Source organism: Pseudomonas sp. MWU12-2319 (assembly GCF_023242525.1).
GTDB classification, from domain to species: Bacteria; Pseudomonadota; Gammaproteobacteria; order Pseudomonadales; family Pseudomonadaceae; genus Aquipseudomonas; species Aquipseudomonas gingeri_D.
Map to the genome: position 1 here is coordinate 176,674 of NZ_JALJES010000011.1, position 21,423 is coordinate 198,096.

20 protein-coding genes are annotated in these 21,423 nt (G+C 62.5%); 12 read left to right on the forward strand and 8 right to left on the reverse strand.

Features of this window, described 5'->3' with window-relative positions; all coding sequences use genetic code 11:
• The first annotated feature begins 8 nt into the window (after positions 1–8).
• Together M5C01_RS19235 and M5C01_RS19240 are read left to right on the forward strand one after the other, a co-directional pair.
• The gene (locus M5C01_RS19235; protein ID WP_103496571.1) at positions 9–1,376 is read left to right on the forward strand and encodes a DUF1329 domain-containing protein; all 1,368 of its coding nucleotides are present in this window, start codon (positions 9–11) and stop codon (positions 1,374–1,376) included.
• A gap of 230 nt (positions 1,377–1,606) precedes the next feature.
• Positions 1,607–4,156 (forward strand): LuxR C-terminal-related transcriptional regulator, encoded by a 2,550-nt coding sequence (locus tag M5C01_RS19240; RefSeq protein WP_152740031.1) that lies wholly within the window; start codon positions 1,607–1,609, stop codon positions 4,154–4,156.
• An 11-nt stretch (positions 4,157–4,167) separates the two neighbouring features.
• Here M5C01_RS19240 and M5C01_RS19245 read toward each other — a convergent pair whose 3' ends face one another.
• Positions 4,168–4,962 (reverse strand): IclR family transcriptional regulator, encoded by a 795-nt coding sequence (locus M5C01_RS19245; RefSeq protein WP_103496573.1) that lies wholly within the window; start codon positions 4,960–4,962, stop codon positions 4,168–4,170.
• A 185-nt stretch (positions 4,963–5,147) separates the two neighbouring features.
• On the opposite strand from M5C01_RS19245, the gene hmgA reads away from it, so the two are divergent.
• Genes hmgA through maiA form a run of 3 tightly spaced genes read left to right on the forward strand, consistent with a single transcriptional unit; the run spans position 5,148 to position 8,405 of the window.
• Positions 5,148–6,446: a homogentisate 1,2-dioxygenase gene (gene hmgA / locus M5C01_RS19250; RefSeq protein WP_152740030.1), complete on the forward strand. Its 1,299-nt coding sequence runs from the start codon at positions 5,148–5,150 to the stop codon at positions 6,444–6,446.
• A gap of 3 nt (positions 6,447–6,449) precedes the next feature.
• Positions 6,450–7,754, forward strand: a complete 1,305-nt coding sequence (gene fahA / locus M5C01_RS19255) for a fumarylacetoacetase (RefSeq protein WP_152740029.1) — start codon at positions 6,450–6,452, stop codon at positions 7,752–7,754.
• A 12-nt stretch (positions 7,755–7,766) separates the two neighbouring features.
• On the forward strand, positions 7,767–8,405 hold the full coding sequence (gene maiA, locus M5C01_RS19260) for a maleylacetoacetate isomerase (RefSeq protein WP_152740028.1): 639 nt from the start codon (positions 7,767–7,769) through the stop codon (positions 8,403–8,405).
• Between the two features lie 10 nt (positions 8,406–8,415).
• Here maiA and M5C01_RS19265 read toward each other — a convergent pair whose 3' ends face one another.
• The 3 genes from M5C01_RS19265 to M5C01_RS19275 all read right to left on the reverse strand — a co-directional run bounded on the left by M5C01_RS19265 (position 8,416) and on the right by M5C01_RS19275 (position 9,897).
• Complete coding sequence (locus M5C01_RS19265) at positions 8,416–8,697, reverse strand: type II toxin-antitoxin system RelE/ParE family toxin (RefSeq protein ID WP_177101057.1); 282 nt, start codon at positions 8,695–8,697, stop codon at positions 8,416–8,418.
• Positions 8,694–8,972, reverse strand: a complete 279-nt coding sequence (locus M5C01_RS19270) for an antitoxin of toxin-antitoxin stability system (protein ID WP_152740027.1) — start codon at positions 8,970–8,972, stop codon at positions 8,694–8,696. The genes M5C01_RS19265 and M5C01_RS19270 overlap by 4 nt, the downstream gene beginning before the upstream one ends.
• Positions 8,973–9,093: 121 nt before the next feature.
• Positions 9,094–9,897 (reverse strand): transglutaminase family protein, encoded by an 804-nt coding sequence (locus M5C01_RS19275; protein ID WP_103496577.1) that lies wholly within the window; start codon positions 9,895–9,897, stop codon positions 9,094–9,096.
• A 178-nt stretch (positions 9,898–10,075) separates the two neighbouring features.
• On the opposite strand from M5C01_RS19275, the gene M5C01_RS19280 reads away from it, so the two are divergent.
• A complete protein-coding gene (locus M5C01_RS19280; protein WP_103496578.1) occupies positions 10,076–11,095 on the forward strand; it encodes a Glu/Leu/Phe/Val dehydrogenase dimerization domain-containing protein in 1,020 nt (339 codons plus the stop codon).
• Between the two features lie 30 nt (positions 11,096–11,125).
• Here M5C01_RS19280 and M5C01_RS19285 read toward each other — a convergent pair whose 3' ends face one another.
• On the reverse strand, positions 11,126–11,392 hold the full coding sequence (locus M5C01_RS19285) for a YebG family protein (protein ID WP_152740026.1): 267 nt from the start codon (positions 11,390–11,392) through the stop codon (positions 11,126–11,128).
• Positions 11,393–11,821: 429 nt separating this feature from the next.
• On the opposite strand from M5C01_RS19285, the gene M5C01_RS19290 reads away from it, so the two are divergent.
• Complete coding sequence (locus M5C01_RS19290; protein WP_178129886.1) at positions 11,822–12,322, forward strand: phosphate-starvation-inducible PsiE family protein; 501 nt, start codon at positions 11,822–11,824, stop codon at positions 12,320–12,322.
• Positions 12,323–12,386: 64 nt separating this feature from the next.
• On the opposite strand, the gene M5C01_RS19295 is transcribed toward M5C01_RS19290, so the two are convergent.
• Complete coding sequence (locus tag M5C01_RS19295; RefSeq protein ID WP_103496585.1) at positions 12,387–12,728, reverse strand: YXWGXW repeat-containing protein; 342 nt, start codon at positions 12,726–12,728, stop codon at positions 12,387–12,389.
• 264 nt (positions 12,729–12,992) lie between these two features.
• Between M5C01_RS19295 and M5C01_RS19300 the strand changes: the two genes are divergently transcribed.
• Positions 12,993–14,531 (forward strand): DUF1800 domain-containing protein, encoded by a 1,539-nt coding sequence (locus tag M5C01_RS19300; protein WP_152740025.1) that lies wholly within the window; start codon positions 12,993–12,995, stop codon positions 14,529–14,531.
• Positions 14,532–14,559: 28 nt separating this feature from the next.
• Positions 14,560–15,759, forward strand: a complete 1,200-nt coding sequence (locus M5C01_RS19305) for a DUF1501 domain-containing protein (RefSeq protein ID WP_103496587.1) — start codon at positions 14,560–14,562, stop codon at positions 15,757–15,759.
• 7 nt (positions 15,760–15,766) lie between these two features.
• On the opposite strand, the gene M5C01_RS19310 is transcribed toward M5C01_RS19305, so the two are convergent.
• Positions 15,767–16,132 (reverse strand): DUF3509 domain-containing protein, encoded by a 366-nt coding sequence (locus M5C01_RS19310; protein WP_103496588.1) that lies wholly within the window; start codon positions 16,130–16,132, stop codon positions 15,767–15,769.
• 158 nt (positions 16,133–16,290) lie between these two features.
• The gene (locus tag M5C01_RS19315; protein WP_152740024.1) at positions 16,291–17,679 is read right to left on the reverse strand and encodes a PLP-dependent aminotransferase family protein; all 1,389 of its coding nucleotides are present in this window, start codon (positions 17,677–17,679) and stop codon (positions 16,291–16,293) included.
• A 146-nt stretch (positions 17,680–17,825) separates the two neighbouring features.
• On the opposite strand from M5C01_RS19315, the gene M5C01_RS19320 reads away from it, so the two are divergent.
• The 3 genes from M5C01_RS19320 (at position 17,826) to M5C01_RS19330 (ending at position 21,421) form a co-directional block, all read left to right on the forward strand.
• Entirely contained in the window at positions 17,826–19,025 is a 1,200-nt protein-coding gene (locus M5C01_RS19320; protein WP_152740023.1) for a benzoate/H(+) symporter BenE family transporter, read from the forward strand.
• Positions 19,026–19,324: 299 nt separating this feature from the next.
• Positions 19,325–19,738 carry an HPF/RaiA family ribosome-associated protein gene (locus M5C01_RS19325; RefSeq protein WP_103496590.1) on the forward strand — a complete coding sequence of 138 codons (414 nt, stop codon included), beginning with the start codon at positions 19,325–19,327 and terminating at the stop codon, positions 19,736–19,738.
• A 315-nt stretch (positions 19,739–20,053) separates the two neighbouring features.
• On the forward strand, positions 20,054–21,421 hold the full coding sequence (locus tag M5C01_RS19330; RefSeq protein ID WP_152740122.1) for a TolC family outer membrane protein: 1,368 nt from the start codon (positions 20,054–20,056) through the stop codon (positions 21,419–21,421).
• Positions 21,422–21,423 lie beyond the last annotated feature (2 nt).

The window sequence follows — 21,423 nt, forward strand, 5'->3', positions numbered from 1 at the left end:
ACAACTTTATGCGCAAGATGATTTTGCAATGTGGCGCCCTGGCCCTGAGCCTGCTGGCCGCCAACGTCATGGCGGCGGTTTCCCCGGAGGAAGCGGCCAAGCTCGGCACCAGCCTGACCGCCATCGGCGCGGAAAAGGCCGGTAATGCCGACGGCTCGATCCCGGCCTACACCGGCGGTATCCCGAAAAACGCCGGTGCGGTGGACAGTAAAGGTTTCCTGGCCGACCCATTCGCCAATGAAAAACCCTTGTTCATCATCACCGCGGCCACCGCCGAGCAGTACAAGGCCAAGCTTTCCGAAGGCCAGCTCGCTATGTTCAAGCGCTATCCGCAGACCTACAAGATCCCGGTCTATCCGACCCACCGCACGGTGGTCCTGCCGGACGCGGTTCTCGAGGCGGCCAAGCGCAGCGCCTTGAATGTCACGACGATCAATGACGGCAACGGCCTGGCGAACTTCACCGGCAACCGCTACTACGCCTTCCCGATTCCGAAGACCGGCGTGGAAGTGCTGTGGAACCACATCACCCGCTACCACGGTGGCAACCTGCGTCGCACCATCACCCAGGCCACGCCGCAGACCGACGGTTCCTTCACCCCGATCACCTTCGAGGAAGAAGCCGCCGTGCCGTCGGAGATCCCCGACCTGGGGCCGGACAAGGGCGCCAACGTGCTGACCTTCTTCAAGCAGGAAGTCACCGCGCCGGCGCGCCTGGCAGGCAACGTGCTGCTGGTGCACGAAACCCTCGACCAGGTGAAGGAACCGCGTCTGGCCTGGATCTACAACGCCGGCCAGCGCCGTGTACGTCGCGCCCCGCAAGTCGCCTATGACGGTCCGGGTACCGCCGCCGACGGCCTGCGTACTTCGGACAACTTCGACATGTTCTCCGGCGCGCCGGACCGTTACGATTGGAAACTGATCGGCAAGAAGGAGATGTACATCCCCTACAACAGCTACAAGCTCGACTCGCCGACCCTCAAGTACACCGACATCATCAAGGCCGGTCATATCAACCAGGACCTGACCCGCTACGAGCTGCACCGGGTCTGGGAAATCGAGGGCACGGTCAAGCCGAGCGAGCGGCATATCTATGCCAAGCGCCATATGTACCTCGACGAAGACAGCTGGCAGGTCGCGCTGGTGGATCACTACGACGGTCGCGGCCAACTGTGGCGGGTGGCCGAAGGTCATGCGCAGTTCTACTACGACCACCAGGTGCCGGCTTATACCGTTGAAACCCTGTATGACCTGATTGCCGGGCGTTACATCGCCCTGGGCATGAAGAACGAAGAGAAGCACAGCTTCCAGTTCGGTTTTGTCGGCAAGGCGGCGGACTACACGCCGGCGGCGCTGCGGGCGAGCGGGGTTCGCTAAGCCTCCATCGTCCTGTAGGAGCCGGGCTTGCCCGCGAAGAGGCCCGTGAGGGCGCTAAAAGCTTCGCGGGCAAGCCCGGCTCCTACAGGTTGCGTGGTGCTTTCAAGGTCCCGTTCATCGGCCTTTCGGGGCCTTTTTTTATGGTCTGCGATAAGTTTCCTGAATATTTGTTCATCTCCAGGCGCTAACAGGGCTAGGGTGGCCGGATAAAATCAAGAAAGGCCGCCGCAATGACCGCCATGACCCCGCGTCTGGACCGTCCCGGGTTCCTGCCTCGTTTATCTTCCCGCCATTTGCCACGTTCGCGGCTAAGCACCCCCTTGATCGAGTCCCAGGCACGGGTCCGCCTGCTCTGCGCGCCCGCCGGCAGCGGCAAGAGCGCCTTGCTCGCCGAATGCCTGCTGCAAGCCCCGCCCAGTTGTGGCGTGTGCTGGCTACCCTTGTCCGGTGCGAATCTCACCCCCGACGCCTTCTGCGCGGCCCTGGCCCAGGCACTTGGGCTGGACGAGTTCCAGGACGAATCGAGTCTGTTGGCGCGACTGGCGCGCTGGACCACCCCTACCTGGGTTTTTCTCGACGACTATTGCCGTTTGCCTAACCCGGCACTGGATCAACTGCTCGATCGCTTGCTGGCGCTCAGCAGTCCGGTCCTCAACTGGTGGCTGGGCGTGCGGCGGCGGCCCCACTGCAACTGGCCACGGCTGTTGCTCGAAGGTGAACTCTACGAGGTCGAAGGCCCGAGCCTGGCGTTCGAACGCGGCGAAATCGAACAGTTGGTCAGTCACCCGTCGATCACCCTGACCCCACAATGTCTCGATCGAATGGAGCAGTTCACCGCCGGTTGGTGCGCCGGGGTACGGGTCGCCATGCTGGAAGCGCCGGCCTGGATCGCCAATGTTCCCGACGCCGGATCGCGACGTTCGGCGACCTTGCTCGACTACCTGCAACACGAACTGTTCGATGCCCTGGCACCGGAGCTGGCCGAAGCCTGGCGCGTGCTGGTGCATCTGCCGCGCTTCAATGCCGACCTTTGCGAACACTTGTTCGGTGCGGGGGAGGGCGCCCAGTGGATGCGTACCCTGCAGGAACTGGGGTGTTTTATCGAACCCTGGGAAGACTCCTCGGAATGGCTGCGGGTGTTCGCGCCGCTGGCCCTGCTGCTGCGCGACGAACCCTGGCCGGCCGGGCGTTCCTGGCATCGCCGCGCCTGCCAGTGGTTCAGTGCCCGCGGCGACTGGCAGGCGGCGGTGGAACAGGCCCTGGCCGCCGAAGAGTTCGAGGTGGCGGCCAGCCTGTTGCACAACTTCACCTTCGATTACCTGTTCCAGGAACAGAACGTGGCGCTGTTGTTGCGCCTGCACGAGCAGCAGCCGGATGACCTGATGTTCGGCACGCCGCATCTGGTGGGGTTGATCACCACGGCGTTGTTGTTCGCCGGACGCTTCGACGAGGCGGCCCACAGCATCGAGCAGATGGCCCGTTTCTCCCCGCAATCGTCGGCGGCGGCACAGCGGCAACTGGTGGCGCGCTGGCAGGCCCAGCAGGGCTGGTTGCTGCACTTGCAGGGGCAGGCGCAACGGGCACGCGGACATTTTCTCGAAGCCTTGCAGGACCTGCCGCCGGTCGCCTGGCCGGCGCGGTTGTTCTGCCTGTCGGGGTTGACCCAGCAGGCGCTGCTCGATGGCGAGTTGGAGCAGGCTCATGCCTTGAGCCGCGAAGCCCTGTGCCTGGCGCGGGCGCAAGGCTCGCTGTTGTTCGAGGCGCTGCTGGAACTGGACCATGCGCAGTTGCTGGAGCAGCGCGGCGCCCTGCATCGCAGCGAGAGCCTGCTGGACAATATGCATGCCCTGTTGTCGGCCAAGCGTTACCTGGCGGGCCCGTTGCTGGGGCGGATCGCCTTGCGCCAGGGACGGATCGCCCTGCGCCAGGGCCGTGATCAACAAGCCGCCGAGCATTTCCAGGCAGGCCTGGATGAATGCCTGCGCAGCCAGGATAAACAGGCCTTGTACGGTTTTCTCGGGCTGGCCTTGCTGGATGCCAATCACGGCAACTACGCCCAGGCGTTTGTGCGCCTGCGCGATGCCGAACGCTTGATGCAGCAACGGCATATTCCGGATGTGGTGTATCGCGCGGTGCTGCTGATGGTCAGCTGCCATTTCTGGTTGCAGCAGGGGCGGCCGGAGCTGGCGGAAGAGGCGCTGACCCGGGTACTGCGTCACTACAGCGGCGCGGACGGGGTGCAGGCGCCACCGGCGACGCTGGAGTTGATCCCGCGTCTTGAATACCTGTTGGTGTTGGCGCAGGTCTATCTGCACAAGGCCCAGGCGCCGTTGGAGGCGTTGGCGCTATTGCTTGAACAGGCCCAGCGACGGGGCATGCAGGGCATGGAAACCGAACTGCGCCTGGCGCTGGCGGAAGTGGCTTTTCTGCAAGGGCGAGCGGCGCTGGCCAAGAGTCACCTGGAGGAGGGGCTGGCGCTGGTCAGCCGCTGCAATCTGCAACAGGCCTTGCGCGAGCTACGCCTGCGCCAGCCGGGGATGCTGGCGAGCCTGGGGTTTGAAGAGGCGCTGATCGCCACGGGTGACAATCCCTTGAGCCAGCGCGAACTGGAGGTGCTCAAGCTGATTGCCCTGGGCAGCTCCAATCTGCAGATCGCCGATCAGCTGTTTATTTCACTGCACACGGTGAAAACCCATGCGCGGCGGATTCACAGCAAGCTGGGGGTGGAACGTCGGACCCAGGCGGTGGCCAAGGCCAAGGCCCTGGGCTTGATGGGGTAGCGGCTGGGTACTCAGGTTTTCTGATAACCCATCCGCCAACTGACCGCCTCGCTCGCCGCCAGCAACCGCTTGGCCGCCGGGCCGTCTTCATCGGCGTGGAACAGTGACGTCGGCCCCACCACCGTCAGCACCGCCACCACCTGGCCTAGCGCATTGAACACCGGTGCCGACAAGGCATCGACTCCCGGCATCAGCAAACCATGGACGAAATGCAGCCCGCGCCGGCGGATCTGTTCACAGGTCGCGGTATATACGCTGACATCGGCCAGCGGGTGAGGGTGGCCGGCCTTGAGTTCCGCTTCCCGCAACTCGACCGTTTCCCGATCCGGCAGGAACGCGTTGAATACCAGCCCCGTGGACGAACTGAGCAGTGGCAGCACCGAACCCAACTGCGTTACCACCGTCACCGCGCGCACGGCCGGTTCGATATGCACCACGGTCGCCCCGTGATTGCCCCAGACCGCGAGGAAGCAGCTTTCATTCAGGTCGTCGCGCAGCTCCGCCAGCGGCATCGCCGCCACATGCAGCACCTCCATGCTGTTCAGCGCCGCCAGGCCGACCCGCAGTGCTTCGCGCCCCAGGCCGTAGTGGTTGGTCGCCCGGTTCTGTTCGGCGAAGCCGCTGGCGATCAAGGCCTGCAGATAACGGTGGACCTTGCTTGCCGGCATCTGCACATGCTCGGCCAGGCGTGAGAGCGAGGTGCTGGGTGACAGTTCGGCCAGTGCCTTGAGGATATCGGTACCGACCTCCGCCGAGCGGACTTTCTGTTTACCGTTGCTGTCGCTGGTAGGACGCGGCTTTTCCATGGAGGCGATGTAATCCCGGGACGAATGGGCGTCTTTATAGCTTGACGGGCACTGTCAATCAAATTACGTTCTGCATAATCAAGTTACGTTATGCATAATTTCGTTTCCATAAAAATAAACCGACCCGTGCCGCGCTCCTTTTGAATCCGGAGGCAGCCCCAGGTCCACTCCCTCCAGGAGGCTCCATGAACCCCGATTCCACGGTGCTGGCCTATCAGTCCGGCTTCGGTAACGAATTCAGCAGCGAGGCCTTGCCCGGCGCGCTGCCGGTCGGCCAGAACTCCCCACAGAAAGCGCCCTACGGTCTGTATACCGAACTGTTCTCCGGCACGGCCTTTACCATGGCCCGTAGCGAAGCGCGACGTACCTGGATGTATCGCATCCAGCCGTCGGCCCGGCACCCGGCGTTCGTCAAGCTGGAGCGGCAACTGGCCGGTGGCCCGCTGGGTTCGGTCACCCCCAACCGCCTGCGCTGGAACCCGCTGGAGATCCCGGGCGAGCCCACGGATTTCCTCGACGGCCTGGTGAGCATGGCGGCCAACTCGGCGGCGGAGAAACCGGCCGGCATCAGCATCTACAGCTATCGCGCCAACCGCTCCATGGAACGGGTGTTCTTCAACGCCGACGGCGAATGGCTGCTGGTCCCGGAACAGGGGCGGCTGCGGCTCGTCACCGAACTCGGTGTGCTGGAAATTGAACCGCTGGAAATCGCCGTCCTGCCCCGTGGCCTGAAATTCCGCGTCGAACTGCTCGACCCGCAAGCCCGTGGCTACCTCGCCGAAAACCATGGCGCGCCGCTGCGCCTGCCGGACCTCGGGCCGATCGGCAGCAATGGCCTGGCCAACCCTCGGGACTTTCTGACCCCGGTCGCCCATTACGAAGATCTGCGGCAACCGACCACCCTGGTGCAGAAGTTCCTCGGTGAGCTCTGGGGCTGCGAGCTCGATCATTCGCCCCTCAACGTGGTCGCCTGGCACGGCAACAACGTGCCGTACAAATACGACCTGCGCCGGTTCAACACCATCGGCACGGTCAGCTTCGATCACCCGGACCCGTCGATCTTCACCGTGCTGACTTCGCCCACCAGCGTGCCGGGCATGGCCAACCTCGACTTCGTGATCTTCCCGCCGCGCTGGATGGTGGCCGAGAACACCTTCCGTCCGCCGTGGTTCCATCGCAACCTGATGAACGAATTCATGGGCCTGATCCAGGGCGCCTACGACGCCAAGGCCGAAGGCTTCCTGCCCGGCGGCGCGTCGCTGCACAGTTGCATGAGCGCCCACGGCCCGGACGGTGAAACCTGCACCCGGGCGATTGCCGCCGAGCTGGCGCCAAGCAAGATCGACAACACCATGGCCTTCATGTTCGAGACCAGCCAGGTATTGCGTGCGAGCCGCTTCGCCCTCGATTGCCCGCAGCTGCAAAGCAACTACGATACTTGCTGGGCCACCGTGCCCGTCACTTTCAACCCGAATCGGAGATAACCCATGAGTCAGCCAACCATCCTTCGCAGCTGGGTTGCCTCTGCCAACGGCCATACCGATTTCCCGTTGCAGAACCTGCCGCTGGGGGTGTTCAGTTACCAGGGTTCTACCCCGCACAGTGGCGTGGCGATCGGCGAGCAGATCTTCGATCTGGAAGCAGCCCTGGAGCTCGGCTTGTTTGACGGTCTGGCCAAGGCCGCTGTCGAAGCGACCCGTGGCGGTCAGTTGAATGCCTTTTTCGAACTCGGCACCGCGGCTCGTGTGGCCTTGCGTGCCCGCCTGCTGGAACTGCTCGGCGAAGGCAGCAGCCTGCGTGGCAAGATCGAAGCCCAGGGCGCGAAGCTGCTGCACCTGGCTGCCGATTGCCAGTTGCACCTGCCGGCCAGGATCGGCGACTACACCGATTTTTATGTGGGCATCGAGCATGCGCAGAATGTCGGCAAGCTGTTCCGCCCCGACAACCCGCTGCTGCCCAACTACAAGTACGTGCCCATCGGTTACCACGGCCGCGCTTCGACCGTGCGCCCGTCCGGCGCCGAGGTGCGGCGGCCCAAGGGCCAGACCTTGCCCGCTGGGCAGACTGAGCCGACTTTCGGTCCTTGCGCACGACTGGACTACGAACTGGAGCTGGGCATCTGGATCGGCCAGGGCAATGCCATGGGGGAGTCGATTGCCATTGGTGATGCCGCCGAGCATATCGCCGGTTTCTGCCTGCTCAATGACTGGTCGGCACGGGATATCCAGGCCTGGGAATACCAACCGCTGGGGCCGTTCCTGTCCAAGAGCTTTATCACCAGCGTCTCGCCCTGGGTGGTGACGGCCGAGGCATTGGCGCCGTTCCGCCAGGCCCAGCCGGCGCGTCCGCAAGGCGATCCGCAGCCGTTGCCGTACCTGTTCGACGCGGGCGATCAGCAGGGCGGCGCCTTTGATATCGAACTGGAAGTGTTGCTGCTGACCGAGGCGATGCGCGAGCAGAACCTGCCGGCCCAGCGCCTGACTCTGAGCAACACCCGGCACATGTACTGGACCGTGGCGCAACTGGTGGCGCACCACAGCGTCAACGGCTGCCAGCTGCAGGCCGGCGACCTGTTCGGCTCGGGCACCTTGTCCGGTCCTGAAGCGGGGCAGTTCGGCAGCCTGCTGGAGATCACCGAAGGGGGTAAAAAAGCGGTGGAGCTACCATCGGGCGAAGTGCGCAAGTTCCTTGAGGACGGTGACGAAATCATCCTGCGGGCGCGGTGCAACCGTGAAGGTTTTGCTTCCATCGGCTTCGGCGAATGCCGCGGCAAGATTGTCTCGGCGCGTTGAGAGGAGAGGACCATGGAGCTTTACACGTATTACCGTTCCACCTCGTCCTACCGCGTGCGGATCGCCCTGGCCCTCAAGGGCCTGGATTACCACGCGCTGCCGATCAACCTGATCGCCCCGGGCGGTGGTGAGCAGCGTCAGGCGGCGTACCTGGCGATCAACCCCCAGGGCCGGGTGCCGGCCTTGCGCACCGATGCCGGGGATGTGCTGACGCAGTCGCCGGCGATCATCGAGTTTCTCGAGGAGCGTTATCCACAGCCACCGCTGCTGGCCTCGGACCTGATGACCCGTGCCCGCGCGCGGGCGGTGGCGGCGGTGATCGGTTGCGATATTCATCCGTTGCACAACTCCGGCACCACCAACCTGCTGCGCCAGTGGGGGCATGACGATGCCCAGGTGCAGGAGTGGATCGGTCATTGGGTCAGTCAGGGGCTGACGGCGGTGGAGCAGTTGATTGGCGAGGTCGGTTATTGCTTTGGCAAGGAGCCGGGGCTGGCGGATGTGTACCTGATTCCGCAGCTGTATGCGGCACAGCGTTTCAAGGTGTCGCTGGAGGCTTATCCGCGTATTCGCCGGGTGGCGGCGCTGGCGGAACAGCATCCGGCGTTTATCCAGGCGCATCCGGCGAATCAGCCGGATACTCCGGCCTGAAGATCGCGAGTCACGAATCAAATGGCCACAGTCGCGCAGTATGCACCAGCGCTAGTATCCAGACGGTTCCGCTGTTGATTTCATACACCAGACGATAATTTTCGTGTGGTATCAGCTCACGGGTGCCGGGTACTGTCCCCGGCCGCCCCATCTCGGGGTGAGTGGCCAGTCTGTTTGCCGCAGCACTGAACAGTTCATCCAACCGTGCAGCCCCATAGGGGGTCTCGGTTGCGATGTAATCCCATATTTCCACACGGTCTTGTTGCGCTTCTGGCGTCCAGATAACGCTCACGCCAGCTTGGCCGCACTCGCGCGGCGCGCCGCAAATTCGGCCTCAACCTCTTCATTCGAGCGACCCCGACCCGCCTCCATCGAGGCCCGTCCCGCCTCGACCTTACGATGCAGGAAGGCTTCATATTCCTGGGATTCGTGCTGACGTTGAATAAAATCGCGCATCAGTTCGCGCAGCACTTGGGACGCAGGCCTATGGACAGCCTGAGCACAGGCCATGAATTCGGCGCGTAGTTCGGGTTCCAGTTTCATCGTGAAAACGGCTTCTTTCGACATGGGCAGGCATCTCATCACAAAGTACTGACGTAGTGTATATATCTTCATTACACGATACGACAGAAGCGGACAAAGTGATGGCTAGCGCATACCGGTCTTTTCGATGGCGCCTCACAACCGCCTAATGCACCACCGCATTCGGCGGCAATTGCCCCAGTCGTTCCGTCAGCCTTAGCCGCTGCAGCGGGTCTTCGCTGAGCAGCAGTGCCCGTTCCAGGTCATGGCGTTCGGCCCGTGGGCAATCGAGGCGCTGGTACAGGCTGGCGCGGGCCAGGTAGTCGCCAGCATTGGCCTGGCCCAGTTCCAGGACCCGCTCGGCATCCACCAGGGCCCCGAGGAAGTCGTCGTTGGCCTGGTGCAATTGCCGCAGATTGCGCGACAGGCGCTGGAGCATCTGCACTGGCGTTGCGTTATGCATGTGCTCGGCCTTCAGCACCGTGCTCGGGCCGTACTGGCGGACCAGCAGTTCGCGGCAGTCGTTGGGGTAAAGGCGCCGGCCGCCACACGGGTCGAGCAAATGGTCGGCCCCCGGCACCCGCAGCAGGAAATGCCCGGGAAAATTCACCCCCACCAGCGGGATCTCCAACTGCCGGGCCAGTTCCAGGGCGATCAACGCCAGCGCCAGCGGTTGCCCGCGCCTGCGCTGCAGGACCTTGTCGAGCAGTGCCGCGTGAGGTCGCAGCGGGGTGAACTCGTCCTGCTGGAACCCCAGTTCGTTCAGCCGCCGCAACAGCGGCTGGCCCAACTCGCTGACCGGCAGCATCGGCAGGCCGGCGCTGACCCGTTGTTGCAAGTCGCGGAAATCGCGCAATACGGATTCAGGCAGGACCTGCGGGTCATGTTCGGCTGCTATCCACACGGCTGCTTCAAACACGGCGGGCGGTGTACGTTGCAGGCAGGCGAAAAAGGCTTGGCGGGGGTTCATTGAGATCTCCGGCAGAGTCTCTGTTTTAGCCCCGTGATGGGCTTTCGTCCAGTCCGCTTGCAGCGCTCGAGGGTTATGTCGCAAAAACTGCAAACGCCTGGGTCTTATTCCTGCTTGCTTCTGCAAGCTTTCCCACGAAGCCTATACTCGCTACAGGCAGTATCCAGGGGGCCTCTCGATGTTCGCTCTCATGCAAAGCACTCGTCTTGAGTCGCTGCACCTCAGTGTCGATCCGGTAACCGGGTTGAAGGCGGTGATTGCCATCCATAACCGTCGCCTCGGGCCGGCGCTGGGTGGCTGTCGTTACCTGGCCTATCCCGACGATGAAAGTGCCATGGTCGATGCCATTCGCCTGGCCCAGGGCATGAGCTACAAGGCCGCGCTCGCCGGGTTGCCGGTGGGCGGTGGGAAAGCGGTGATCATTCGTCCGCCTCATGTGGAAAGCCGCGCCGCCTTGTTCGAAGCCTTCGGCCGTTGTATCGAGCAGCTCAACGGGCGCTATATCACCGCCATCGACAGTGGGACCTCCACCGCCGACATGGACTGCATTGCCCAATACACCCAGCACGTCACCAGCACCACCAGCGCTGGCGACCCGTCGCCGCACGCGGCCATGGGCGTGTTTGCCGGGATTCGCACCACCGCCATGGCGCGGCTGGGCAGCGACAACCTGGAAGGTTTGCGAGTGGCGGTGCAAGGGTTGGGCAACGTCGGTTATGCCCTGGCCGAGCAGTTGCACGCGGCGGGGGCGGAATTGCTGGTCAGCGATACCGACCCGGGCAAGGTGCAACTGGCCATGGAGCAACTGGGGGCCCATCCGATTGCCTGTGAAGCCTTGCTCAGTACCCCATGCGATATTCTCGCCCCTTGCAGCGTGGGCAATGTGCTCACCAGCCAGAGCGTGGCGCAGCTGCGTTGCGCGGCGGTGGCGGGTTCGGCCAGCACCCAGCTGACCCATATCAGCGTTGCCGATCAGTTGGAAAAACGCGGGATTCTTTATGCCCCCGACTACGTGATCAGCGCTGGCGGATTGATCTATGTCACCCTCAGGCACCGGGGCGAGGAACTGTCGACCATCACCGCCCACTTGTCCCGTATCGGCACGCGCCTGACCGAAGTCTTCGCCCATGCCCAGGCGGAAAAGCGCTCGCCGGCGCGGGTGGCCGACGAACTGGCGGAGCGCCTGCTTTACCGTTGAACAAACCGGTTCCTGCCGTCTGGCGCTGTCTTATTCGACAGGGGCAGGGGGCGAGAGCAATTCGCTCAGCGCATCCGGCTGGCTCTTGAACGCCCGGGCGAACACATCGCGGTTTTTCGCCATGTAGATGCCGGCTTCTTCCACCTGCTGCTCGCTCAGCGAGGGCACGGCTTTTTGCAGGACTTCGGCCAACAGCTCGGCCAATTCGAGCATTTTGTCATGACGGTCAGCTTCGGCTTTATCCATGAACAAACGCTCCAGATCTCGGCTGCTGCGGTATACCACTTCGACGGCCATTCACCACCTCACATGCCTTCACGATAGTTGTGTTTTGCAATTACTGTATTTATATACAGCTAAAAGCATAAGCGAATCCCCAGGGTTTGGGTAGTGGCTTTTTAATGTAGACCGGTTTCACGGTTTGTCAGATGCACAACCACGTCTGCATCGGGGGCCTTGGGTGATCTTTGGGGCCTCTTCGCGGGCAAGCCCTGCTCCTACAGTACTGCGTCGAGTACAAATTTTGCGTACGACGCCGTACTGTAGGAGCAGGGTTTGTCGGGACGCCGCATCGCCGCGAAGGCGTCGGTGGGTGCACCGCCGCAACGTGCCCCGGCAGGCATTATCATCATCTCATCGCTTTCCCTGGCCTTTTTTCTGCATGCAGGGAAAACAGTCATCTTCCACCCGCATTCTCCGATCAAGCCGAACCAAGGAACCTGCACCGTGAAAATCAATTGGGCCGAGAACCTGCGACAAAACGTGCATCAGGTGGCCGAGTCCCTGGGCAACCTGTTCGTCGAGTCTTTTCATTACCTGGCGCTGTTCGCCATTGGCGGGGTCACTGCCTGGGCGGCGGTGATGGAGTTCCTGACGATGATCGAAGAGGGTCATCTGAAGATCGACGACATCCTGCTGCTGTTCATCTACCTCGAACTGGGGGCGATGGTGGGGATCTACTTCAAGACCAACCATATGCCGGTGCGCTTCCTGATCTACGTGGCGATCACCGCGCTGACCCGGCTGCTGATCTCCAACGTGTCGCACCACAATCCGCCGGACATGGGCGTGGTTTACCTCTCCGGTGCAATCCTGCTGCTGGCGCTGGCGATCCTGGTGGTGCGTTATGCCTCGTCGCAGTTTCCGTCGGTGAAGATCGAGCACCCGCAACGCAAGACCGGAGAAGGTTCCAGTGAGCATCCGGAAGTGGAGAAGGGCGAGATTTGAAACACGCCGTCAGGCGACGACGCCTGTAAGCGCGAGGGTGCTCGCGCTTACAGAAGGCCTTTGATCAGTTGATCCAGGCCCCGGCACGCAAATGCCAGCCATCGTTATGCCGTTCCCAGTGCGGGTGTACATAGCGATAACCCTGGCGCACCGGTTCCCAATGACCGTGCATCGCTACATAGCGTCGCCCGTCCCAATGCCAGTAACCCCGTGCCCAGATAAATCCAGGGCGATAGGCCGGCTCCACTTCGATCACTTCCTGCGGTGGTGGCTGCGGAGCCACCACTTCCACGTATTGCGGCGCGGGCCGTTCGACCACCACCTGGCGATCGTGAACCACGCGTTCCTGTACGCAACCGGAAGCCGCCACGACTACCGCTGCAAGTGCTGCGTAACGTAAAAACATGTTGCCTCCTCGGGATGGTCCGCCCACGGCACGCGCCTGGCGAACGGATCGTTGCCGTGTTTTCTCACCGGCTACGCTTGTTGTAACAGTATGTATCTGTCCGGATCCTGAACCCGACACAGTCTTTTTGCGGCAAAAGCCGCTTGTCACAGACCTCTGGCAGGATAGAACTGAATGCGCATTTGTCAGCATTGGTACAGCCAGTTCGACAGACACTGGGGATGAAAGGATTACTGCCGTTCTCACCTTTGGAAGCCTCTTGATATGCCAGTACCGGGTGCTGTTCTACGTTGTCTGGGGTTGTCGGTGTGTCTGGCGGCGGGCCTTCCCGTCATCGCCGTGGCGGCACCTGTCGTGCCGTTGAGTCCCGCTGATTCGGCCTGGCTGCGGCGCGATGGTTACGACCTGGACGCGGCGAACGTCGCGCGCTTTCGGGCCATGGGCCGTAGCGGCTTGCTCGAGGCGCAACTGAGCGACCGTATTCGTGACCCGTTGCCGCCGGGTATCGACGCACAATTGCGCGCGTTCCCGATCCTTGCGCAACCGCTGCAGGCCACCTTGCTCGCCTTCAAGCAGGGCCAGGAGCAACTGCAGTCGATGCCGGACGGCGATGCCAAGGCCGATGCCAAGAAGGCCCAGCAGCAACAGCTCAATGACGCCGCCGACCAGGCCCGGCAAATCACCCTGCTACGGGCGGTCTATGGCAGCAACCAGCTCAAGGAGCAGATGGTCGGCTTCTGGCTCAATCACTTCAGCGTATTTGCCGGCAAGGGCGCGGTACGCCTGATGGCGGCGGACTACGAAGAACAGGTGATTCGCCCGCATGCCCTGGGCAAGTTCAGGGATCTGGTCCTGGCGACCCTGAAGAGTCCGGCCATGCTGGAGTTTCTCGACAATGCCCAGAACGCCAATGGCAAGGTCAACGAAAACTACGCCCGCGAACTGATGGAACTGCACACCCTGGGGGTCGGTTCCGGCTACACCCAGCAGGATGTCCAGCAACTGGCGCTGATCCTTACCGGTGCCGGGGTGCGGCCGCTGGATGGCCGGGTGCAGAAGTTCGGGCCCCGGGTGGCGCCGTTGGTGGTGAATGACGGGATGTTCCAGTTCAATCCCAAGCGCCATGACTTCTCCGACAAGGTGCTGCTGGGCGAATCGATCCAGGGCAGCGGTTTCGACGAAATCACCCAGGCGGTGAACCTGATCACCCGGCAGAAAGCCTGTGCGCAATTCATCTCGCGCAAACTGGCGCAATACTTTGTCGCCGACCAGCCGCCGCAGTCCCTGGTGGACCGCATGAGCGTGACCTTCCAGCGCAGTGATGGCGATATCGCCCAGGTGTTGCGCACGCTCTTCGAGTCGCCGGAACTGCTGCAAAGCGCCGGAAAAAAATTCAAGGACCCGACCCAGTTCGTGGTCTCGGCGGTACGCCTGGCTTACGACGGCAAGCCCATCGCCAATCCACGGCCGATGCTCAACTGGCTCAATCAGTTGGGCGAACCGGTATTCGGCCGGCAGACCCCGGACGGCTGGCCGTTGGACGCCGCTGGTTGGGCCAGCTCGGGGCAGATGTCGAAGCGTTTCGAAATCGCCCGGTCCATCGGCTCGGGCTACAACAAGTTGTTTACCCCTGAAGGCAGTGACAAGGCCCAGGGCGGTTTCCCCATGATCACCACGCCGTTGTATTACGAGGCCATCGGCCCGCATCTGTCGGCCGCCACCACAGCCGCGCTGAATCAGGCCACCTCGCCGCAGGAATGGAACACCTTCCTGTTGTCTTCACCGGACTTCAACAACCGTTAACGTCGTGCTCTTCAAGGAAGGTGCAGTGATGAATCGTCGAGACTTTCTGGTCGCTTCAGCGGTCGCCGCCGCGACCCTGCCGACCTTGTCGTTCTCCGGCAAGTTGTTCGCCGCTCCCGCGTCGGCACCGCGTTTTCTGATGGTGTTCCTGCGTGGCGGTTACGACTGCAACAACCTGCTGGTGCCCTATGCCAGCGATTTCTACTACGAGTCGCGGCCGACCCTGGCGATTGCCCGGCCCGACCCGCACAACCCCAACAGCGCCATTGCCCTCGACGGCCATTGGGGGCTAAACCCGGTGTTGCACGATTCGCTCTATCCGCTCTGGCAACGCAAGCAGCTCGCCTTCGTGCCCTTTGCCGGCACCGACGACCTGTCGCGCAGCCATTTCGAAACCCAGGACAATATCGAGGCCGGGCTGGCCGGCGACCAGCATGGGCACTATGGCTCGGGCTTTCTCGCCCGTTTGGCCGGGGCCATGCCCGGCAGTGCGCCGATTGCCTTTACCGACGCCTTGCCCCTGAGTTTCCAGGGTGGTCGGGATATTCCCAATCTGTCGTTGCGTGGGGTTTCAAAACCGGTGTTCGACGAGCGCCAGTCCTCGATCCTCGCCTCGATGTACAAAGGTACGACGCTGGCCGCACCGGTAACCGACGGCCTGCAACTGCGCCAGCAAGTGTCGAAGGACCTGCAGGATGAAATGACCAAGGCCGGGCGTGGTGCGCAGACGGCGCAGAACTTCGCCGCGGAAACCCGACGTATCGCCACCCTGATGCGCGATCAGTATCGACTGGGTTTCGTCGATGTCGGCGGCTGGGATACCCACGTCAACCAGGGCGGCGCCCAGGGTCAGCTGTCCAACAACCTGGCGAACCTGGGGCAGGGCCTTGCGGCCTTTGCCGACGCCATGGGCGATCAGTGGAAGGACACCACCGTGGTGGTGGTCTCGGAGTTTGGCCGCACCTTTCGCGAGAACGGCAATCGCGGCACCGATCATGGCCATGGCACGGTCTACTGGGTGCTGGGCGGCAGCGTGCACGGTGGGCGCATCGTCGGCGAGCAAGTGGCAGTGGCGCCGGGCAGCCTGTTGCAGAACCGCGACTATCCAGTGCTGAACAACTACCGCGATTTGCTGGGCGGCCTGTTGGGCCGCACTTGGGGTTTGTCCACTGCGCAACTTCAGAGCGTTTTTCCCGGCGCGCGCCCCAATGGGTTGCAGTTGGTGTAGCGGCTGCTTAACGAACCGGCAGCGTCACTACCCGTCCGGTCGGTGTGACCGGGCGCCCGACACGATGGCCGGCACCGCTCCAGACCGGTGCCGGGAGCGTTCCCAGCTTGAGGCTGTCGCTGTCGGTCATGGCCGTGAGGATATCCATCGCGCTGTGCCCCTGCTCGATGGCGATGCCGAACTGAACGCTCTGGATCAGGCGTTTCAGTCGTCTGGGATCATTGCGTTGCTCGGCGCTGATCATCCGTTTGGCCACCACGCCATCGGCGTTGGACAGGGTCAGCATGACGTCGCCGTCCAGTCCCTGGAGGCTGAGGTTGACGCGGTATTCGGGCTGGAAAGCCTCGTTGATCAACTGAAAGGGGTTATCCATGTGTGTCACCACTCTGATCGAAACCTGCATTCATTGACTGCGCGCCGGGCGGGTTGGTTCGTCGCTTCCGGACCGGCGGCAGATCGGTGCCCTGACCTCATGTCGGGGCACAACTACACCATTTGAATTTGCAAGGCTTGTGCCGGGTAAACGACCGTTCAGTAGAAACGTCGCGGGTCGGCGTCGATCAGGCTGGCCAGCTTGGTCAGGGCGAAGCGCAGTTCGTCGCGGCTGGTGGGTGACATCAGCACGATCCGCACGCTGCGGGTATGCCCAAGGCGCTCGGCCTGGAACTGTGTGCCGCTGAGCACCAGCACGCCGTTGGCCCGTGCCAGCAGGGTGAATTCATCACCGCTCCAGGGCTCGGGCAAGGTCAGCCACAGATGATAACTGTGGGGCTGGGTGGTGATCTGCAAGCCGCGAAAGACTTCGGTGGCAATGGCCTGGCGCGCGGCGGCTTCGGCGCGCTGGACCGCGATCAACCGAGTGTCCAGCCCTTCGCTGAGCATCATGCTGGCCAGTTGCGCGGTCAGCGGCGAGGGCATCCAGATGCTGCTGCGGACCATCGACGTCAGGCGCGACAGCAGTTTCGGCGGGCTGTACAGGTAGCCGATGCGCAGGGCCGGCATCACCGATTTCGACAGGCTGGTGAGGTACACCGAACGCTCCGGGGCGTAGCTGGACAGCGGTCTGATCGACGGATCGTTGGCGAGGAAACCGTAGATATCGTCGTCGATAATGATGAAATCGAACTCTTCGGCAATTGCCGCGATCTGCGCCCGGCGCGCCGCCGACATGATCGCCGTGGTCGGGTTCTGGCAGGTGGCGACACAGATCAGCAGCGCCGGTTTTTCCCGTAGGCAACGCTCGCGCAGGGCCTCGGGAATGATCCCTTCCGCGTCCATTTCCACACCGCCTAGCCGGCGCTCCAGGCCATGGGCCAGGGAGATGATGCCGGGGTAGCAGAGCGCTTCGCAGAGCACCAGGTCGCCGCTGTTGCTCAGGGCACTCATGGCGACCATCAGCCCATGTTGCGCACCGGCGGTGATCACCACCTGTTGCCATTGCGCATCCGGCACCGACTGGCGCAACCACTGCGCGCCGGCCTCGCGGTGGGCCGGGTGGCCGCCGTCGGGGGCATAGTCCAGGGCGCGGGCGAAATCCGCGTCGTTGGCCATGTTCACCAGGGCATCGCGCAGCTCGTGTTCGAGGGGCTCGCCGTGGGGCTTGATGATCGACAGGTCGAGCAGGTCGGTCGGCCCTGGCGCCAGCAATGCCGGCACCTGTTGGCGGGTCGGCGTCGGTGCGCCCTGTTCCAGCACATAGGTACCGCGTCCGACTTCGCCCTGCACCAGCTTGCGCCGCTGGGCCTCGCTGTAGGCACGGCTGATGGTGCCGGGCGTGACCTCCAGCGCCTGGGCCAGTTCACGCAGGGTCGGCAGGCGGCTGCCGACCTTCAGCGCACCGCTGGCGATATCCCGCGCCAGCGCGTCGGCGATGGAGAGATACACCGGTTGGTTGAAGTCGCTGAGCCGAGGAACCCACATGCTTGATGGCTACCGATCCTGAAAAGTGCGGGCAAGCTTATCACAGGGTGTATGAATTTAAATTGATTCTATTGAATCGAATCAATTTATGCGGTTATATGCGCATTAATCGACTCAATGACTTCCACCTCCAGGTACCGACGCTTATGAGCAGCCTCAGACAGGACTTTTCGTTATCCGCGGTGATCGCCGGTTTTATCGCCGTGGTCATTTCCTACGCCGGCCCGTTGATCATCGTGTTCCAGGCGGCGTCCCAGGCCCATCTGTCCGGCGACCAGGTGTCGTCGTGGATCTGGGCGATTTCCATCGGCAGCGGCGTCACCGGCCTGCTGTTGAGCTGGCGCCTGCGGATCCCGGTGATCACCGCCTGGTCGACCCCGGGTGCGGCGCTGCTGGTGTCGATGTTGCCGACGGTGTCCTTCGCCGAGGCGATCGGCGCCTATGTGGTGGCGTCGGTCATCATCCTCGCGGTCGGGCTGTCGGGGGCCTTCGACAAGTTGATGAGCCGCCTGCCCAAGGCGATTGCCGCGGCGATGCTGGCGGGGATCCTGTTTCGCTTCGGTGCCGAGCTGTTCACCTCGATCCGCCTGCAACCGGCGCTGGTGTTGTCGATGATCGCCGTCTACCTGGTGTGCAAGCGCTTTTCGCCGCGCTACGCGATTCTCTCGGTGTTGATCGTCGGCTGTGGTTTCGCTGCGCTGATGGGCGAGTTGAACCAGGGGGCGATCACCGTGGCGGTGGCCCATCCGATCTTCACCGCGCCCGAGTGGAGCTGGCACGCGATCATCAATATCGGCTTGCCGCTGGCCCTGGTGACCCTGACCGGCCAGCACGTACCGGGCATGGCGGTGCTGCGCACGGCCGGTTATACCCAGCCGGCCCGGCCGATGATTTCGCTGACGGCCATTGGCGCGGTGTTGCTGGCGCCGTTTGGTGCCCATGGCCTCAATCTGGCGGCGATCACGGCGGCCATCTGCACCGGTCGCGAGGCCCACGAAAACCGCGACAAGCGTTATATCGCCGGCATCGCCTGCGGGGTTTTCTACATCCTGATGGGCACCTTCGGCGCGACCCTGGCCTCGGTATTCGGCGCCTTGCCCAAGGAGCTGATCGCGTCCCTGGCCGGGCTGGCGTTGTTCGGCGCGATCAGCGCCGGGCTCACGGGGGCCATGGCCGAGGAGAAACAGCGGGAGGCGGCGCTGATCACCTTTCTGGTGACCGCTTCAGGCATGAGTTACCTGGGGTTGGCGGCGGCGTTCTGGGGATTGATCTTCGGCCTGGTGGCGCATTTCGTGCTGAGCTACACCCGTGAACGCAAGGTGGTGCCAGGGTTGCGCGAGGCTTGATGTGTTCGAGTGCCGGACAAGGATGTCCGCTGCTTCAAGGCGTTTTGGCCGAGCTTGTAGTGGGGCTTTTTCAGGAAGGTTGTTGCAGGAAATGACAGGAAAGCGACTCGACCCAACTCCCGACATTAACAGCGCTTTACCGGCTTGTCCGGCTATTTCGTCGGATAATTATTTATCTTTTCAAAGGGGTTGAATTGTTTTTCCAACTGCCCAACTCTGTCATCAAGAGGTCATGTTCAGCACGCCTTCAGGCGCTGCCGACGAGTCTCTTACTAGCTAGCTGAAATAAGGGAATAACTATGCAAATCCAAGTCAATAGTGATAACCATATTCAAAGCAGCATTCGACTGGAGGAGTGGGTCCGGACGAGCGTAGAGACCGCGCTCGAACGTTATGAAGAAGACCTGACACGGGTCGAAGTTCACCTGGCGGACGAGAACGGCGACAAGCCGGGTCCCCACGATATGCGCTGCCAGATGGAGGCGCGGCCAAAAGGCCATCAACCGATTTCGGTCACCCATAAAGCCGATACGCTGGAACAGGCGATCGATGGCGCGGCCACCAAACTGGAACATGCACTGGAGCATCTGTTCGGCAAACTGCAAGCCAAACGCGCGACCGCCATCAAGGGCGAGCGCCGTGACCTGGGAGACGCACTGCTGGAAGAGGAGTTCGAAGAGAAAGAACGGGTACGGCTGGCCGCTAACGGCTGATCTTCAACACTGACCATAACGGGCCTGCATTTGCAGGCCCGTTTTCGTTTGCGCCAGGCATGGTGTTGTTCGCTCCAATTGGCTCAACCTTGTACTGCGCGGCCGGGAGGGCTACGTCCAGCTCAGTCAGCGTAAAGGCGCTCTTGACGCGCGGGATGAGTGGGGTCGTCGCAAACTTCGTTGTGCGATTTGGCGCCAGTCACGTAGGATGCGCGCCCTTCAATCCGTCCCGTTGGGATGGATTCTCTTTTTATGACATGGATAGTTATGGCTCACCCCTTCAACCTTATCGGGCCCTTGTTGGCGCTCGCGGGCATGGCCATGCCTGTTCTCGCTGAAACCTCTTCTGTGCCACCTGCTGACTTGCTCGGGGTGTATCGGCAGGCGGTCGAGCACGATGCTCAACTCAGCGCCGCGCGGCATGATTATCAGGCTCGCCGCGAGATGGTCCCCCAGGCCCAAGCCGGCCTTTTGCCGAACCTCAACGCAGGGGCCTCGACGGACTCCACCCGCCTGGAACGCGATGAACCCAGTCTGACCAGCAAACACAGTGGGTTGATGTTTCAGGCAAACCTGAACCAGCCATTGTTCCGCGTTGATCGTTGGTTTCAGCTGGAAGCGGCCAAGGCCAGTACTGCTCAAACAGAGTTCGAACTCTCGGCCAAGGAGCAGGCGTTGGTACTCAAGGCCGCGCAAGCCTATTTCGATACCTTGCGCGCACTGGACGCCCTGGCCGCCTCCAAAGCCGAGGAGGCCGCGCTGCTGGCTCAACAGCAACAAGCCCAGGGGCGCCTGGAAAACGGCGCGTCGAGTATCACCGATGTACTGGATGCCCAGGCGGCCTACGATAACGCTGCCGCTAATCGCAAGCTTGCGCAGCGCAAGGTCGACGATGCATTCGAAGGACTCTCGCGCCTGACCCGCCAGGACTATGCTGGTATTGAGGGAATTCGCCATCAGTTGCCGGTGCAGCCACCCTTGCCTAATGATGCGACAGCCTGGGTCGGCCTGGCCGTACGGCAGAACCTGTCGCTGCTGGCCAGCGATTACGCGGTTACCGCGGCCGAGCAGACCCATCGCCAACGCGAGGCCGGCCATGCACCGACTCTCGATGCCGTAGCCTCCTGGCGCAAGGGTGACAATGATCGCTTCGGTTATAGCAATCCGACGGACTTCGGAGGAAACGGTTATCGCGGCGATGTTGCGCAAACCAGTATTGGCCTTGAGTTGAATATTCCTCTATACGCCGGTGGCCTGACCAGCTCCCAAGTACGTGAAGCCTCTGAGCGTCTGTCCCAGACTGAGGATGAGCGTGAAGACAAGCGTCGTGAAGTGGTACAGGACACGCGCAACGCCTATCGGGCGGTGAACTCTGATATCGAGCAGGTAGTGGCGCGCCGGCAATCCATTTATTCGAGTCAGGCGTCGGTGAAGGCTACCCAGGTCGGTCGTGAACTGGGCTCGCGCAATACCGCCGATGTCTTGAATGCGCAGCGCCAACTCTACAACGTGGTCCGTGAATACAATAACGCACGTTATGACTACATCCTCGACACGCTCAGACTCAAGCAGGCCGCCGGTACCCTGAGTCCCGCCGACCTGAGTAGCTTGGCGATGTACCTGACCCGTGATTACGATCCTGATCGCGATTTTCTTCCGCCGCCCAGCCTCAAGACATTCTGAGC

Bases quoted from the DNA above. Each gene is read 5' to 3' on its own strand.
- M5C01_RS19235 (WP_103496571.1), top strand. From the start codon at position 9: ATGCGCAAGATGATTTTGCAATGTGGCGCCCTGGCCCTGAGCCTGCTG.
- M5C01_RS19240 (WP_152740031.1), top strand. From the start codon at position 1,607: ATGACCGCCATGACCCCGCGTCTGGACCGTCCCGGGTTCCTGCCTCGT.
- M5C01_RS19245 (WP_103496573.1), bottom strand. From the start codon at position 4,962: ATGGAAAAGCCGCGTCCTACCAGCGACAGCAACGGTAAACAGAAAGTC.
- hmgA (WP_152740030.1), top strand. From the start codon at position 5,148: ATGAACCCCGATTCCACGGTGCTGGCCTATCAGTCCGGCTTCGGTAAC.
- fahA (WP_152740029.1), top strand. From the start codon at position 6,450: ATGAGTCAGCCAACCATCCTTCGCAGCTGGGTTGCCTCTGCCAACGGC.
- maiA (WP_152740028.1), top strand. From the start codon at position 7,767: ATGGAGCTTTACACGTATTACCGTTCCACCTCGTCCTACCGCGTGCGG.
- M5C01_RS19270 (WP_152740027.1), bottom strand. From the start codon at position 8,972: ATGTCGAAAGAAGCCGTTTTCACGATGAAACTGGAACCCGAACTACGC.
- M5C01_RS19275 (WP_103496577.1), bottom strand. From the start codon at position 9,897: ATGAACCCCCGCCAAGCCTTTTTCGCCTGCCTGCAACGTACACCGCCC.
- M5C01_RS19280 (WP_103496578.1), top strand. From the start codon at position 10,076: ATGTTCGCTCTCATGCAAAGCACTCGTCTTGAGTCGCTGCACCTCAGT.
- M5C01_RS19285 (WP_152740026.1), bottom strand. From the start codon at position 11,392: ATGGCCGTCGAAGTGGTATACCGCAGCAGCCGAGATCTGGAGCGTTTG.
- M5C01_RS19295 (WP_103496585.1), bottom strand. From the start codon at position 12,728: ATGTTTTTACGTTACGCAGCACTTGCAGCGGTAGTCGTGGCGGCTTCC.
- M5C01_RS19300 (WP_152740025.1), top strand. From the start codon at position 12,993: ATGCCAGTACCGGGTGCTGTTCTACGTTGTCTGGGGTTGTCGGTGTGT.
- M5C01_RS19305 (WP_103496587.1), top strand. From the start codon at position 14,560: ATGAATCGTCGAGACTTTCTGGTCGCTTCAGCGGTCGCCGCCGCGACC.
- M5C01_RS19310 (WP_103496588.1), bottom strand. From the start codon at position 16,132: ATGGATAACCCCTTTCAGTTGATCAACGAGGCTTTCCAGCCCGAATAC.
- M5C01_RS19315 (WP_152740024.1), bottom strand. From the start codon at position 17,679: ATGTGGGTTCCTCGGCTCAGCGACTTCAACCAACCGGTGTATCTCTCC.
- M5C01_RS19320 (WP_152740023.1), top strand. From the start codon at position 17,826: ATGAGCAGCCTCAGACAGGACTTTTCGTTATCCGCGGTGATCGCCGGT.
- M5C01_RS19325 (WP_103496590.1), top strand. From the start codon at position 19,325: ATGCAAATCCAAGTCAATAGTGATAACCATATTCAAAGCAGCATTCGA.
- M5C01_RS19330 (WP_152740122.1), top strand. From the start codon at position 20,054: ATGGCCATGCCTGTTCTCGCTGAAACCTCTTCTGTGCCACCTGCTGAC.